The 14,600-nt window shown below is 68.1% G+C and carries 12 protein-coding genes; 7 read left to right on the forward strand and 5 right to left on the reverse strand.

Annotation, left to right across the window (positions count from 1 at the left end; all coding sequences use genetic code 11):
• Positions 1-9: 9 nt before the first annotated feature.
• Positions 10-3,417 (reverse strand): glycosyltransferase, encoded by a 3,408-nt coding sequence (locus tag ACFUTU_RS18655; RefSeq protein ID WP_377966970.1) that lies wholly within the window; start codon positions 3,415-3,417, stop codon positions 10-12.
• A 29-nt stretch (positions 3,418-3,446) separates the two neighbouring features.
• Positions 3,447-4,007 (reverse strand): WhiB family transcriptional regulator, encoded by a 561-nt coding sequence (locus ACFUTU_RS18660; RefSeq protein WP_377966972.1) that lies wholly within the window; start codon positions 4,005-4,007, stop codon positions 3,447-3,449.
• Between the two features lie 348 nt (positions 4,008-4,355).
• On the opposite strand from ACFUTU_RS18660, the gene ACFUTU_RS18665 reads away from it, so the two are divergent.
• Positions 4,356-5,054, forward strand: a complete 699-nt coding sequence (locus ACFUTU_RS18665; RefSeq protein WP_377966974.1) for a TIGR03089 family protein — start codon at positions 4,356-4,358, stop codon at positions 5,052-5,054.
• Positions 5,055-5,094: 40 nt separating this feature from the next.
• Here the strand turns inward: ACFUTU_RS18665 and ACFUTU_RS18670 are convergent, their stop codons facing one another.
• Entirely contained in the window at positions 5,095-5,661 is a 567-nt protein-coding gene (locus tag ACFUTU_RS18670) for a GtrA family protein (protein ID WP_377966976.1), read from the reverse strand.
• Between the two features lie 245 nt (positions 5,662-5,906).
• Between ACFUTU_RS18670 and ACFUTU_RS18675 the strand changes: the two genes are divergently transcribed.
• The 5 genes from ACFUTU_RS18675 to ACFUTU_RS18695 are packed head-to-tail and all read left to right on the forward strand — an operon-like array spanning position 5,907 to position 11,549.
• Complete coding sequence (locus ACFUTU_RS18675; protein ID WP_377967016.1) at positions 5,907-7,052, forward strand: 5-(carboxyamino)imidazole ribonucleotide synthase; 1,146 nt, start codon at positions 5,907-5,909, stop codon at positions 7,050-7,052.
• Positions 7,049-7,636, forward strand: a complete 588-nt coding sequence (gene purE, locus ACFUTU_RS18680) for a 5-(carboxyamino)imidazole ribonucleotide mutase (RefSeq protein WP_377966979.1) — start codon at positions 7,049-7,051, stop codon at positions 7,634-7,636. Before ACFUTU_RS18675 ends, purE begins: the two co-directional genes overlap by 4 nt.
• Positions 7,637-7,645: 9 nt before the next feature.
• Entirely contained in the window at positions 7,646-9,292 is a 1,647-nt protein-coding gene (locus ACFUTU_RS18685) for an LCP family protein (RefSeq protein ID WP_377966981.1), read from the forward strand.
• 35 nt (positions 9,293-9,327) lie between these two features.
• Positions 9,328-10,578 (forward strand): mannose-6-phosphate isomerase, class I, encoded by a 1,251-nt coding sequence (gene manA, locus ACFUTU_RS18690; protein ID WP_377966983.1) that lies wholly within the window; start codon positions 9,328-9,330, stop codon positions 10,576-10,578.
• Positions 10,579-10,583: 5 nt separating this feature from the next.
• Positions 10,584-11,549, forward strand: a complete 966-nt coding sequence (locus ACFUTU_RS18695; protein WP_377966985.1) for a lipid II:glycine glycyltransferase FemX — start codon at positions 10,584-10,586, stop codon at positions 11,547-11,549.
• Between the two features lie 44 nt (positions 11,550-11,593).
• On the opposite strand, the gene ACFUTU_RS18700 is transcribed toward ACFUTU_RS18695, so the two are convergent.
• The gene (locus tag ACFUTU_RS18700) at positions 11,594-12,544 is read right to left on the reverse strand and encodes an endonuclease domain-containing protein (protein ID WP_377966987.1); all 951 of its coding nucleotides are present in this window, start codon (positions 12,542-12,544) and stop codon (positions 11,594-11,596) included.
• Positions 12,545-12,686: 142 nt separating this feature from the next.
• Positions 12,687-13,724, reverse strand: coding sequence for a class II fructose-bisphosphatase (glpX, locus tag ACFUTU_RS18705; protein WP_377966989.1), 1,038 nt, complete (start codon positions 13,722-13,724; stop codon positions 12,687-12,689).
• A gap of 178 nt (positions 13,725-13,902) precedes the next feature.
• Here glpX and ACFUTU_RS18710 point away from each other — a divergent pair, with 178 nt between their 5' ends.
• The gene (locus ACFUTU_RS18710) at positions 13,903-14,598 is read left to right on the forward strand and encodes a DUF4245 domain-containing protein (protein WP_377966991.1); all 696 of its coding nucleotides are present in this window, start codon (positions 13,903-13,905) and stop codon (positions 14,596-14,598) included.
• The last annotated feature ends 2 nt before the right edge of the window (positions 14,599-14,600 follow it).

Here is a 14,600-nt window from a genome sequence, read left to right on the forward strand (position 1 = left end):
TTCTCTTCCTCATGCATTCTGGTATTCCTTACGCAGGGAGCCTTCGTCCCTGGACAGGCCGGTGTTGGGGCGCCGTGCCGGCATCGGCAGGGCCAGCAGGACCGTCAGGCCGATGACGGCGGCCTGCAGGATGCCGGACCAGAGCGCCCACGGGCTTTCGTACCGGACAGTCACCTGGCCCGCCTGCGGGGGCAGCGTGAACGCCTGGGACCAGCCGGAGGTGGTGGACGTCAGTTTGCGGCCGTCGAGCCAGGCGGTCCAGCCGGGGTCGGCCCGCTCGGCGAGCACAAGCAGCCGACCTTCGGGCCCCTTGGGCACCGGGGCCTGGGCTCCGGTCAGATCCGACGGGACCAGCCCGATGGTGGCACCCTTGCTGTCGACGATGCGCACCCGGTGTGCGACATCGGCCGGCTGCAGGACAGCGCCGTTCAGCGGTGTCACCCGCCAGAGCCACCCTGCGTCGGTGGGACCCACAGCGGTCAGCCCCGGAACCGCGTCCATCCGGCTGGCGGTCAGCTGTGCCGCCGTGTCCGCGGCGCGCAGCACGACGAAGCCGACGCCGAGCCGCTCCAGTTCGGGGCGCGGGTCAACGCCGCGGGCGGCCACCAGGGTGGCCACGGTGGTGCGCAGCGCAGCGGTGACCTCGTCGTCATCGCGGACCGTTTCCTGCCCGGGGGCACCCAGGATGTTCCGGGCTGCCGCGATGGTGGAGAGGCTGTCCAGTGTGGTTCCGCTGCCGCGCATAAGCGTGGCACCGTACGTTCCGTCCTGGTTGGTGCTGATCAGCAGCGTCCGCGTCTGCTCCGGCCCCTCCCCGCGGTCCACCGCAGTGGCGGGCAGCATCCGCGTACTTGCGGGGCCCACGAGCCGGGGCGATCCGAGATCCGCAGAGTCTGCGTTTGCCGCGGCGTCGGCCGGCTGGACCACGTTCTGCACCGTCCACGCCGCCAGTCCGGCCAGCGGCCCGGCGAGCAGGAGCACGAGTGCCAGCGCGGCAGCACCGCGGGCCACGGCAGCCCCGCGCACTCCCCGGGCACGCAACGGTGTGTCGGGCCCGGCCCCCGCCGAACCGGCCCCCGCCGAACCGGCCCCCGCCGAACCGGCCCCCGCCGAACCGGCCCCCGCAAGCGTCAGGAGTCCGTCGCCCCCGATGACGGCCGCTCCGAGGAGCGCAAACACGGCGGCGGAGACGGCCGGACCGGTGAACGGCACCACGAGTGCCTGCGTACCGGCCCCGGTGGCAACGTGGGCCGCGAGCCAGCCGCCGGCCAGCGCCAGCAGCGCGGCGGCCCAGAGTGCCCTGGCGATGCGGCCGCGGCGGTCCGGGTGGACCCGGAGCGGAACAAAGAGCGCGGCAACGGCCAGCGCGAGCAGCGGCGCTCCGATCAGGAGGGCCAGCAACAGCCCCCACGGGACGGAGCCGCCGGGAAAGAGGGCGAGGCCGGAGAGTCCGCCGGCGGGGTCAAAGCCAACGGGCTGGCCCAGGACCTGCTGCCACATCGGTGCGGACTCGAAGGGCAGGGGCAGCCCGGGGTCTGCCAGCAGCGCCCGGGGACGGTCAAGGGTGGACAGTCCAAACGGCACGAACAGCGCAGCGCTTGGCAGCAGCGCCCACCAGAGCGTTCGTCCACGCTTCCGCAGCAGCAGGCTCAGGAGGATGATCACGACGGCGGCCGGCAGCAGCAGCGACGGCGCGGCGGCGGTGATGACCGCCAGCGCCAGTCCGGCAGCGGCTGCTGCCGTCCACGACGGCGTGCCGTTCACTCCGGGCTTGGTTGGCGGCTGGTCCGCCCCGATGCCGGCCGGGACCGGGGCGAAGCGGCCGCGCCCGAACGCTGAGCCGGTGGCCCGCAGCAGCCCAAGGACCAGCAGCGGCATCATGAGGTGGGCCAGCAGGGCCCCGACCCGGCCCTGGTTGACGGCTACCTGCAGCGCGGGCGCAGCCGCCCACACCAGTGCCGCCGCCAGCCGGAAGCGGCGGTAGGAAGTGAAGGCCCCGGAAGCGAACCAGGCAGCAAGGCCGGAGAGCGGCATGGCCAGCAGGAGCAGCCAGATGACTGCACCGTTGGCGTTGCCTCCGCCGAGGAGGCCGAGAATCCAAAGGACGTAGCCGAACGGGTCGCCGTGGCCGGGAAGGCCTGTGCCCAGCCCAATCCACCAGCTGGAGGCGTGGTGCCAGATGTTTTCCAGCCGGGCCGAGACCGGCAGGAGTGCCCCGCCCCCGGCTGCGTCGGCCTGGAAAAGCCCGGCGAGTCCTGCGAAGGAGGCGACGGCGGCGATGATCACCGCGGCGACCGCGCCGTTGCCCACCCAGCCCCGCTCGTTCGTGGACAGGGCCGCAAAGTCGTCGGTTGAGTCGCCGCTGGGCTGTTCCTCCAGCGGGTCCTTGCTGTCCTCGGTGGCACGGGCGTCGTCGGCCCCCAGCGCTTCCATCAGGGAGCGCCGGTGCCCCCACACCTCGCGCCGTTCGGTCTGCAGCGCCTTGACCACCGAGCGGCGGACGCGGCGGGTGCGGGCGGCATTGCGCCGCCCCCGGGCGAGGGCGGCGGGCCGGGCGAGGGCCGCGGCGGTGGCCAGGAGCTGTGAAAAGCCGTATCCGGGGTCCTTCACGGCGATGCTGAAGACCAGCCGGAGGAGGCTCCCGAGGAGGGCGCCCACCGCATGCAGCGGCAAGGCCCACAGCGGGGCGTGCTTGAGCCGCAGGTGCACCTGAGCGCGGCGCGCCGCGGGGGCGGTGCCGAGGGCGTGCGGACGGTGGGAAACGTGGAACATCCTGGCGCTGGGCACCACCACGACGCGGTGGCCGGCCAGCCGGTTGCGCCAGCAGAAGTCGACGTCGTCGCCCGTGCCCGGCAGCGCCGGATCAAAGCCTTTGAGGTGCTCCCAGATGTCCCGCCTGACCAGCATGCCTGCGGAGTTGACGGCGAAGGTATCCGAACGTCCGTCGTACTGGCCCTGGTCGAGTTCGTCCGCCTCGATCAGCGTGAGCCGCTCGGCCCAGCGGCTGGTGGAAAGCCCGACGTCGATCAGGCGCCGCTTGGCGCTCCAGTCCAGTTGCTTGCAGCCGGCGACCGTGACGGAGGGCGCACGCTCCACCGCATGCAGCAGTTCGGCCAGCGCCTCCGGTGCTGGTGCCGCATCATCATGGAGCAGCCACACCCATTCCGACCGGTCCCTGGTGCCCTGCGGCTTCCATGGGGCCAGGGCGGCCAGGCCGGCACGCACGGCGGCCCCCATCCCCGCCCGGCCGTTACTGACAGTGACGACCCTGGCGTCGCCGATGGCACGCTGCAGGATGGCAGCCGAGTTGTCCTGTGAGCCGGCATCCACCCCGATCACGGTGTCCGCCGGCCGGGTCTGCGCGGCCAGCGCTGAAAGTGTCCTGGGCAAATAATCACTGCCGTTGTGGGCTACCACAACGGCAGTGACGTGTACTTCCTGAAGAATTAGACTGCCCGCTTCCTCAGCCGTCGGCGCTCACGCTCGGAGAGGCCACCCCAGATCCCGAACCGTTCGTCATTCGCCAGTGCATACTCCAGGCACTGCGACCGGACGCTGCACGCTCCGCAGACTTTCTTGGCGTCCCGCGTGGAGCCGCCCTTCTCCGGGAAAAAAGCCTCCGGGTCTGTCTGGGCGCACAGGGCGTCGGTCTGCCATCCGAGTTCACCTTCGTCGTCGAAATCCTGCCCCAAGGGCAGGCCGATCCACACCGGCTGGGCCAGGGCATCGGACGCCGGGCTCCGGATTTCCATGGGGGGATCAAGATCGTCGTCGTCCCGCCCCGGCTGCCCGGCCAGGAGAGACTCATTCTGGAGGGCGTCATGTTGGGCGAGGAAGGCCGTGGCCTGATCCTGCAGCGAAGCAGACGTGTCCTGGTTGTACCGCTCAGCGGCGTCCGGATCAGCCGGATCGACATACCAGTCGCTGGGCACTCCCCGAGACCGGTATTTTACTGTGGCCTGGCCGGCCACTACAGCATCATCATGCACACGCTCCGCTTGCCCCATGGCGTCCCCTCCCGAGTAGTGCGGCCCCTGCCCGGCGCTCAGGACACCACCTGGTGTTCCTGAGTGTTTGCCGCGGCTTTTCGATACCTAATTACACGTGTGTAAGTAGTGGGGAGTCAAGCCGCGACGGAATAATAATCAATGCCCGGGGCGAACTGCAGGCGCGCCACGCCCGGGAAATTTTTTCCTTTCCGGACCGCGGGCCGCCGATATTTGACAGCAAGCTTAGTATCTGGTTCCGCGCGCGTGCAATTCCGGCAATTCTGCCTCCGCCCCGCCTAATAAGACAAACAACGTTACAAACTGTTGTGCCGGAGATCACCTGCCCCGGCGTGGCAAGATGAAGCCATGAACATCCCGGCCACTGATCTGATGACGGCCCTGCGCTCGGGCCACTCCACCTCCCCGCGCCTGACCTGGTACGGGCCTGACGCGGAACGGGTGGAACTCTCCGGCCGCGTCCTGGACAACTGGGTGGCAAAGACCAGCAACCTGCTCCAGGACGAACTGGACGCCGAACCGGGAATGCAGCTCAGGCTGGACCTGCCGGCGCACTGGAAGTCCATCATCTGGGCCCTCGCCGCCTGGCAGCTGGGCATGGAGGTGGTGCTGGACTCCGGCGACGCCGACCTGCTCGCCACGTCAGAGCCGGAAGCCGCGGCGGACGGGTTCGACGCCGTCGTCGCCGTTCCGCTGCCGGCCCTTGCCATGCGGTGGCCCGGTGATTTGCCCGCGGGGATTCTTGATTACGCCGCGGAGGTCCGCTCACACGGTGACGTCTTCATGGCCCACAACGATCCCGATCCCGGCGCTGCCGCGGTCCGCGGCGCGAACGGCCAGGCCGTCCGGCACGAAGCCCTCCTGGCCGAGTTTGCGGCCGGTCACGAGCCGGGCGCGCGGCTTCTGGTCCGCGCCGCCGACGGACTTGAAGCGGCCCTCGCCAATTCCCTGGGCGCGTGGAAGAGCGACGGCTCGGTAGTCCTGGTGCACGGCGACGTGGAGCTGACGGAAAAGCTTCTCACCGCCGAGCGCATCCACGGCCAGTGATCTGACAGGTGACCGGGCTGCCGGCCGGGCCTGGCGGGCGCTAGCTGGGTCTGGCGGGCTGCTCGGGATCGTCGATGTCCGGCTGCAGGACCCGTTCCGCCGCCGGGGCGGAATGGTGGTGCACCTCGATGATCTCGTGGTCGTGTGAGAACTCCGGCTCCTGGTCCAGTTCCTGGTTGAACACGAGGAACCGGTAGGCAAAGAAGCGGACTACGGTGGCCACCAGAATGCCCACGACGCCCGCGGCAAACAGCATGTTCTTGTCCGTGACACCCAGGGAGTACTTCGCCAGCGCCGTGAACCCGGTGGAGATTCCGATCCCGATGCCGTTGATGAGGATGAACATCAGGAATTCACGCAGCACATTGGCCTGCCGGCGGTGCCGGAACGTCCACAGGCGGTTGGCGATCCAGGAGAAAACGGTGGCTACGGTGGCCCCCACGAAGCGGGCCTTGGCCTCGCTGTCCGTCATGGGTCCGTGCATCAGGTAGTACGTCAGCCCGTTGTCAATGACAAACGCCACACCGCCAACGGCACCGAACTTCGCCACCTCGCGCCAGAAAAGCGAGGCGAGTCCCCGGATGCGCTCTGCAAGTGTGTTAATCATGACCCTCCGTGGCCGTCTGAATAGTGGGGGCCGTGGGGCCAAGCTCCCATTTTAGCCCCGTTTGCCGGGAGTAACCTCAAAACCAGGCCTGCAGTAGCCGGTCCCGGAAGGAGCCCAGCGGTCAAATTAGGGCGGCTCAGGGCGCTTCGCGGCCATGAAAGACGGCAACCGGGCTCCTGTTCGGTAGGCTGGAACATGTGACTTTTCCAGTAATCGGCGTGGTTGGCGGCGGCCAGCTAGCGCGCATGATGGCCCCGGCCGCCACCGCCCTGGGCTTTGAACTCCGTATTTTGGTTGAAGGCGAAGACGTTTCCGCGGTCTCCGCTGTCCCCAATGCACCCGTGGGCGACTACAAGGACCTCGCGGCCCTGATGGAATTTTCCAAGGGCCTTGACGTGATGACCTTCGACCACGAGCACGTCCCGGGCGACCACCTCTATTCGCTGATCGAAGCCGGGGTGAACGTCCAGCCCCGCCCTGAGGCGCTGGTCAACGCCCAGGACAAGCTGGTTATGCGCGCGGCCATCGACCGGCTCGAACTGCCCAACCCCGAGTGGGCCGCAGTGGACGACGTCGCCGCACTGGTCAGCTTCGGCGACCGGATCGGCTGGCCGGTGGTGCTCAAGACCCCGCGGGGCGGCTACGACGGCAAGGGCGTGCGCATCGTCGGCTCGCCCGGCGAAGCCGCGGAGACCGCTGACTGGTTCGAGGCCATGAGCCCGCTCCTCGCCGAGGCCAAGGTGGATTTCAGCCGCGAGCTCTCTGCGCTTGTGGCCCGCACCCCCGACGGCGCCTCCCGTGCCTGGCCCGTGGTCCACACCATCCAGGTCGACGGCGTCTGCGATGAAGTGATCGCCCCGGCGCAGAACATTTCCGTTGAGGTGGCCGCGGCCGCCGAAGAGGCTGCGCTCCGGATCGCCAATGAACTCGGCGTCACCGGCGTCATGGCCGTGGAGATGTTCGAGACGCCCGGCAGCGGCGCAGGCTTCCTGATCAACGAGCTGGCGATGCGGCCCCACAACACGGGCCACTGGACGCAGGACGGCTCCGTCACCAGCCAGTTCGAACAGCACCTGCGGGCGGTCCTGAACCTGCCGCTCGGCGCGACCGACGTTCTGGGCCAGGTTGCCGTGATGAAGAACTTCCTCGGCGGCGACAACCAGGACCTCTTCTCCGCCTTCCCCGCCGCGCTGGCGACAGAGCCGGCCGCGAAGGTCCACTGCTACGGCAAGTCCGTGCGTCCGGGCCGGAAGATCGGCCACGTGAACCTGGTGGGAGCGTCCGCTGCGGACGTTGACTCCCTCCGGCAGCGCGCCACCACCGTGGCGAACATCATCCGTGACGGCAGGCTGCCGGCCGCGGCAACAGGCAAGACCGAGGAGACCGCATGAGCCCCGAATCCCCTGCTGCACCGGAAGCCGGCGCCTCCTCGCCCATCGTGGGCCTCGTGATGGGCTCGGACTCCGACTGGCCCGTGATGGAGGGTGCGGCCGACGCCCTGGCCGAGTTCGGCATCCCGTTCGAGGCCGATGTCGTCTCCGCGCACCGCATGCCCACCGAGATGATCCGCTACGGCCAGACCGCTCACGAGCGCGGCCTCCGCGTCATCATTGCCGGTGCCGGCGGCGCCGCGCACCTGCCGGGGATGCTGGCTTCCGTCACTCCCCTGCCGGTGATCGGTGTTCCGGTTCCGCTCAAGACCCTGGACGGCATGGATTCCCTGCTCTCCATCGTGCAGATGCCGGCCGGCGTTCCGGTCGCCACCGTCTCCATCGCCGGGGCCCGGAACGCCGGCCTGCTCGCGGTCCGCATGCTGGCCTCCGGCACCGATGACCTTTCCGCCCGTCTCCGCACGCAACTTCTGGAGTTCGCCCAGGAGCTGAACGATGTGGCGAGCCGGAAGGGCGCCAACCTGCGCCAGAAAGTCAACGAAGTCTTCTCCGACGCCAACGTGGCCCTCCGGAGCAGCCGATAGGGATCTGCGATGTCCAACAATGAACTGCCGTCCCAGGCCCTGCTCACGGATCCCGTCCGCAACCCGTCGAGCGCTGCTGAGCCTGTCCGGACCAAGCGCGCGTTCCTGCTGATCCTACTCACGCTGCTGGTGCCCGGAAGCGCCCAGATCGTGGCCGGGGACCGCAGGATTGGCCGGATCGCCCTGCGCGTAACGCTCGGCGCCTGGCTGCTAGCGGTCCTTGCCCTGGTACTGCTGTTCACCAACCGGACCCTGCTGATCAACATCATCACCAATCCGGTGGCCTCGCTGCTCATCGTCCTGGTCCTGGCCGCGCTCGCTGTGGGCTGGCTGCTGCTGTTCGTCAACACCCTCAGGCTCATCCGGCCGGTGCTGCTGCCCGCCCGGGTGCGCCCCGCCGTCGTGATTTCCCTGGTCCTGGCCATGGTGCTCAGCAGCGGATCGCTGGGGTATGCCGCCTACCTGCTCAACGTCAGCCGGAATGCCATCGGCAGCATCTTCGCCGGCGGACCGGCCATTGACCCCGTCGACGGCCGGTACAACTTCCTCATGATGGGCGGCGATGCCGGCGCCGACCGCACCGGCCGGCGCCCCGACAGTCTGTCCGTGCTCAGCGTCGATGCCAAGTCCGGTCAGACGGCCATCATCTCGGTGCCGCGCAACCTCCAGAACGCGCAGTTCAGCGAGGGCTCGCCGATGCGGAAGATCTATCCGGACGGCTACAACTGCGGCGACGAGTGCCTCATCAACGCCATCAACACCGAGGTCACGAACGAGCACAAGGACCTCTACCCGGGCGTCGCCGATCCCGGAGCGCAGGCGACCCTGGAGGCGGTTTCGGGCACCCTCGGGATTACCGTGCAGGCCTACGTGCTCGTGGACATGGACGGCTTCGCGAAGCTTATCGACGCGATGGGCGGCATCCGGATCAAGGCCGGCGGCTGGGTGCCCATCAGCGGGCCGATGGTCGACGAGGCCAACGGCATCCACGGCATGCCCGACGGCTGGATTCCGGCCGGCGACCAGAAGCTCAACGGCTTCCAGGCCCTCTGGTACGGGCGGTCACGCGAGTTCGTGGACGACTACGCCCGCATCCAGCGGCAGCAGTGCGTCCAGCAGGCCATGCTGAAACAGCTGGACCCGGCAACGCTGCTGGCCAAATTCGAGGACATCGCCAACGCCGGCACCAAGGTGGTGGATTCGAACATCTCCTCCAGCCAGCTCGGCAGCTTCGTGGACCTGGCCATGAAAGCCAAGGGCCAGGACATCAAGCGGCTCACCATCGGGCCGCCGGACTTCGACGCGTCCTTCTCCACGGTGCCCGACTTCGACGTCATCCATGACCGGGTCAGGAAGCTTCTCGCATCCGCCAGCCCGGAATCGTCGCCGGCTGCCGCGCCGGCGGACACCCTGTTGCAGCCGGGCTCCCTACCCGGCAGCGGGCTCTCCGCCGCAGGCGCCGCAGCTGCTCCTGTGGCAGGTCTCCCGGCCACCACCCCCGCACCGTCACCGTCGTCGTCGGACTTCACTCCGGTAACCACCACGCCTGAGGGGGAACCGATCACCGAAGCGATGCTGAACCAGTTCAAGCGCGAAGGCAACGAGCAGGCCATCCGCGACCTGGTGGCCACCAACGGCCAGTGCGCGCCGCTTTGAGCAATACCTACAGTAAAAGAGGGGGGACACCAGCCGTGTACCAGATAGACAATGTCCTGCGGCCGTATGCCTGGGGATCGACGACGGCGATCGCCGGCCTGCTGGGCCGGCCGGAGTCCGGCGGTCCGGAGGCCGAGCTGTGGATCGGGGCGCACCCCGACTCACCGTCCGTGGCCATCCGGCCGGACGGCACGAGCACGCCCCTGGACGCGCTCATCGCCGAGGACCCGGAGCGTTTCCTGGGCGCAGCTTCGGTGGCCGAATTCGGTCCCCGGCTGCCGTTCCTGGCCAAGCTCCTCGCCTCGGCGAAGCCGCTGTCGCTGCAGGTACACCCGAGCCTTGAGCAGGCCCGTGCCGGTTACGCCCGCGAAAACGCCGCGGGCATCCCGCCCCACGCGGCGAACCGCAACTACCACGACGACAACCACAAGCCCGAGATGATTTTCGCGCTGACACCGTTCGAGTCACTGTGCGGCTTCCGCCATCCGGAGAAGTCCCGCGACATCTTCCTGCACCTGGCCGGCTGCCTTGAGCTTCCCGGGGACGGCGTCCCGCAGGTGCTCAAGGGCGTCATCGAGGATCTCTCCCAGCCCGACGAGGCCACGGCGCTGCGTTCAGCGTTCGAACGGCTGATCGCCGGCGGCGATGATGTCCGGGAAGCGACATCGCGGGTGGTCCACGTGCTGGCCGCCGGTGCGCCCATGGCGCCCTACCAGCGGGAACTGTCCACGGTACTGAGCCTCAACAGCGAATACCCCGGCGACCCCGGCGTGCTGATCTCCCTGCTGCTCAACCGGCTGTCCCTGCAACCCGGCGAGGCCGCCTACCTGCCGGCTGGCAAGGTCCACGCCTATCTTCACGGGCTTGGCGTGGAGGTCATGGCGTCCTCGGACAACGTGCTCCGCGGCGGGCTGACGCCCAAGTTCATCGACATTCCCGAGCTGTTGAACACCCTCGTGTTCGAGGCGGTGGACTTCCCCATGCTCCAGAGGGAGACCACCGAACTCGGACAGGAACTGTACTGCCCGCCCTTCCGCGAGTTCCAGCTCCAGCGGATCGAGCTGCAGCCGGACGGTTCGCCGGTTCCGCTGGCACAGTCGGGTGCCGCAGTGGTCATCGTCGTCGCCGGTTCCGTGTACCTGGATTCCCCCAAGGGCGACCTTCGGCTGGACCGGGGCGCAAGTGCGTTCCTGCCGGCGTCGGACGCACCCGTCAATGTCCATCCGGTGTCCGGGTCGACGGCGAACGCCGTGGCCTTCGCCGTGACCACATCCATGAGGACCTGAACACTGTGGAGTATTTCCTTCAAACGAAAGCCTGGGAGGATTTCCAGAAGTCGCTGGGCCGCCACGTGCACCGGCAGTCCGGTCCCGGCTGGAGTTTCCTGGCCATCGAGGAAAAGAACCCGGCCGGAAAGGTCCTGTACGCGCCTTACGGTCCGGTGGCCGAGTCGGTGCCGGCGTTCGACGCCGCCCTGGCAGCCCTCCGCGGACTGGCGAAGTCCTGCGGCGCAGCCTTTGTCCGGATCGAGCCGGTCACGGCCGGACTCGACGCCGAAGGCGCTGCGGACCAGCTGCGGAGCCGGGGCCTGCTGCCTGCGCCTGTCAACCAGCAGCCCGAGCTGAGCTGGATCGTGGACCTGGACCGGGACTTCAAGGAGGTCCTGGCGGAGATGAAGCCGGTCAACCGCAACCTGTACCGGAACATCCATAAGAAGGGCGTCACGTTCCGCACTTCGCAGGATCCCGAGGACATCCGGGTGCTGCTGAACTTCCTGCACATGACGGCGCGGCGGAACGGCTTCAAACCGCAGAGCGACGAGTACCTGACGCAGGTGGCTGAATCGCTGATGCCCGCGGGCGCCGCGACCCTGTTCATCGCCGACCTCCATGGCGGCCCGGTGGCCGCGGCACTGGCCTACGATTCTGCGGACACCCGGACATACGCGCACGCCGCGATGGACGACACCCACCGCAAGCTCAGCGCGGGAATCCCCCTCCTGGTGACCCTCATGGCGGATGCCCAGGAGAAGGGGCTGAAGCACGTGGACCTGTGGGGCGTGGCCCCGGCCGACCAGCCCGACCACAAGTGGGCAGGGTTCACGGCGTTCAAGAAGTCCTTCGGCGGGCGTGAAATCGCGTACCCCGGCACATGGGACCTCCCCATCAACCGGCCCCGGTACGCCGCCTACCAGGTGGCCCGCAAGCTCCGCGACCGCATCAAGGCCCTCATCAAGCGCCCCTCCCCCTCCGCCTAGCGCGAACTGGCAGGTAATAACCCCAAATGAACACTTTGCGGGCATTAGCTGCCGGTTCGTTCGGCGGTGCCGGCCGCGTAAGGGCTGCGCAGTACGGACCTTACCTTTTCCACGATGAAGGGGCGTTCCCCCTCAAGGTCGCTGGTCTGCACCCGAAGCTCGCGCCAGCCGAGACTTTCGGTGAGGGCTTGGCGTCTTATGTCCCTGCGATACTGCTCAGGGTCACCGTGGTGCGCGCCGTCGTACTGCAAGGCAATCCTTAGCTCGGGGTAGGCAGCGTCCGGCCAGACCACCGGCTGCCCCATCCGGTTGCGCAAGACAACGTTGAGGGTGGGTTCAGGGAGCCCGGCCCGCACCAGCGCCAATCTCATCATGGTTTCCGGCGCAGAATCCGCCCCTACGCGGATCATATCCAGGGCGAGCCTCGCCTTCCGGACACCGCGCATGCCGGGATGCCGGCCGACGATGCCCTTCAGGTCGCCGATGGTTGCCAGTGGCTGGCGGGGGACGGGGAAGTCCTCACCGTGCTCGACGACGATCGAGTCGCCGGCGGCCACCAGCTCATCAACGCTTAGGAGCGCGGCGAGATCGAGCCAGGTCCGGGCCGGCGAGGTGACACGGACGCCGTCGAACATCACCACTTCGCCGGGTTTGAACGACAACTGGTGCCCTACAACGTTGCGGCGGCGGGGCTTGCAGCCGTCCGCGGGACGGGCTATGTGGATGCGCCAGTCCTGGTCAAGCCAGCCCGAGAGGCAGATGGACCAGATCCTGGCGCTAGTCGAATGCGTCAGCACGCAGGTTGGATCAAGCCGCGAGTAAGCGCGCACATTGTCCGCCACGCTTCCGGTGCTGTGCAGCGGAAGCCGGACGCCGCGGGACGGCGTGAAGATGCCGTCCCGGCTGACCTGCTTCCGGCTAAGGCCGAGCAAATGGGCGTCCTCGACTAGAAATGACCCGTCGGGTATCTGGGGCGGCATCGGCGTACGCGACATGGATACATTCTGATGCGAATCCAACGCGTCAGACCGGTTATCCACAGGAGGAGACCCGGCTTAAACGCGAACTGGCAGCTAATGCCCGCAAATCGGAGACTTGGGGTAATTAGCTGCCAGTGCGCGCTAGGAGCAGAAGGGGTCAGCTCTTGCGGGCGTAGCCTTCCCACTTGCTGGCCTGGTGCTCGCCGTCCACGAAGCGGATGGTGCCGGACTTGGAGCGCATGACGATCGACTGCGTCAGTACCTTCTCCTTGTTGTAGCGGACGCCGCGCAGGAGGTCGCCGTCGGTGATGCCGGTGGCGGCGAAGTAGCAGTTGTCGCTGGTGACGAGGTCGTTGGTGGAAAGGACCCGCTCGAGGTCGTGGCCGGCGTCGATCGCCTTCTGCTTCTCGTCGTCGCTGGTGGGCCACAGCCGGCCCTGGATCACGCCGCCAAGGGACTTGATGGCACATGCCGCCACGATGCCTTCCGGGGTGCCGCCGATGCCCATGAGGGCGTCCACGCCGGTGCCGGACCGGGCAGCCGCGATGGCACCTGCAACGTCGCCGTCCATGATGAACTTGGTGCGCGCGCCGGCTTCGCGGATCTCTTCCACCAGCGGACGGTGGCGGTCACGGTCCAGGATCATGACATTAAGCTGGTTGACCTTCACGCCCTTGGCCTTGGCGATCAGGTGCAGGTTCTGCTTGACCGGCAGGCGCAGGTCCACCATGTCGGCAGCCTCGGGGCCGGTGACCAGCTTCTCCATGTAGAACACGGCGGAGGGGTCGAACATGGACCCGCGCTCGGCGACGGCCAGGACGGCCAGTGCGTTGTTGATGCCGAGGGCGGTCAGGCGGGTTCCGTCAATGGGGTCCACGGCGACGTCGACCTCGGGGCCGCTGCCGTCACCAACCTGCTCGCCGTTGAACAGCATCGGGGCTTCGTCCTTTTCACCTTCACCGATGACCACAACGCCGTTGAAGTGGACAGTCTGAAGGAAGGAACGCATGGCATCGACGGCGGCGCCGTCCGCCTTGTTCTTGTCGCCGAATCCGACCCAGTGGCCGCCGGCGATTGCCGCGGCCTCGGTGACGCGGACGAGTTCAAGGGCGAGGTTGCGGTCCGGCTCGTCGGTTCCGACGGCGAGCGACGGGGAAAGCGTTGAGTACTTCTGGGTAATGGACGCTGGTGACACGTGAACCTCTTCTTCGAGTGGCGATCATTGAACCCGCGAGGCCTGGGTCGACCTTCGCGGTGATTCCTCTGTAACTGATCATAGTCGTGGCGCGGGCCCCCGGGCGGCGGATGACCGTGCCTTGTAACGGACGGCGGGCCTCACCGCCGCCGGCTTCGAATGTGAGTTCGGACGGCGAATGGGCGACTATAGAAGGGTGAGTGATACGCAGGACCAGTCCGCCCCCTCGAGCCGCGTGCAGGCTCCCGCCCCCTCCCCGGCGCCGGCCAGCCAGCCCGTGAAGCCCGTAATCGCCGCCGCTGCGGCGAAGCGGGCCAACGCCTCGGTGATCGGAATGATCATCGCCCTGGTGGTGAGCGTTGCGGCGTTCCTGCCTATCGTCCTGATGAACCCGTCACCAAAGTCGGACGGCTACCGTCCCAACATCGACGTCAGCGCCGTGGCCGGCAACGCCGCAGGTGTGGCGGGATTCACACCGGTGACCCCCGCCCCGGGCGACACATTCCACCCGAATTACGCCCGCTGGGCGGCAGCCGCCGGCACGGGAGTCCCGGCCTGGGAGGTCGGGTATGTGACGCCGAAGGAAAAATTCATCGGCCTGACCCAGACCAGCAAGGCCAACCCCACCTGGCTCCTCCAGCAGACCAGGAACGCCCCCGTGACCGGCACCCGCAACGCCGGGGGCAGGGAGTGGGAACTCCATGACACCGGCAAGGGCGAGAAGAGCATGGTGCTCGCCTACCGCGGCACCACCGTGGTCCTGGCGGGAGACGCCAACCTGGACGAGTTCGCCGTCCTGGCTGCCGCCGTCGTCAAATCCCTGGAAAGTAACCCTGCTGTCATTGTTTCCCCCTCGGCGAGCCCCGCGCCGTAAGG

This window comes from Arthrobacter sp. NPDC057388 (assembly GCF_042668165.1).
Taxonomy (GTDB): domain Bacteria; phylum Actinomycetota; class Actinomycetes; order Actinomycetales; family Micrococcaceae; genus Arthrobacter.

What these genes read in the sequence shown, in the direction of transcription:
- ACFUTU_RS18660 (WP_377966972.1), bottom strand. Translation starts at nt 4,007, where the DNA reads ATGGGGCAAGCGGAGCGTGTGCATGATGATGCTGTAGTGGCCGGCCAG.
- ACFUTU_RS18665 (WP_377966974.1), top strand. Translation starts at nt 4,356, where the DNA reads ATGAACATCCCGGCCACTGATCTGATGACGGCCCTGCGCTCGGGCCAC.
- ACFUTU_RS18670 (WP_377966976.1), bottom strand. Translation starts at nt 5,661, where the DNA reads ATGATTAACACACTTGCAGAGCGCATCCGGGGACTCGCCTCGCTTTTC.
- ACFUTU_RS18675 (WP_377967016.1), top strand. Translation starts at nt 5,907, where the DNA reads ATGATGGCCCCGGCCGCCACCGCCCTGGGCTTTGAACTCCGTATTTTG.
- purE (WP_377966979.1), top strand. Translation starts at nt 7,049, where the DNA reads ATGAGCCCCGAATCCCCTGCTGCACCGGAAGCCGGCGCCTCCTCGCCC.
- ACFUTU_RS18685 (WP_377966981.1), top strand. Translation starts at nt 7,646, where the DNA reads ATGTCCAACAATGAACTGCCGTCCCAGGCCCTGCTCACGGATCCCGTC.
- ACFUTU_RS18700 (WP_377966987.1), bottom strand. Translation starts at nt 12,544, where the DNA reads ATGTCGCGTACGCCGATGCCGCCCCAGATACCCGACGGGTCATTTCTA.
- ACFUTU_RS18710 (WP_377966991.1), top strand. Translation starts at nt 13,903, where the DNA reads ATGGGCGACTATAGAAGGGTGAGTGATACGCAGGACCAGTCCGCCCCC.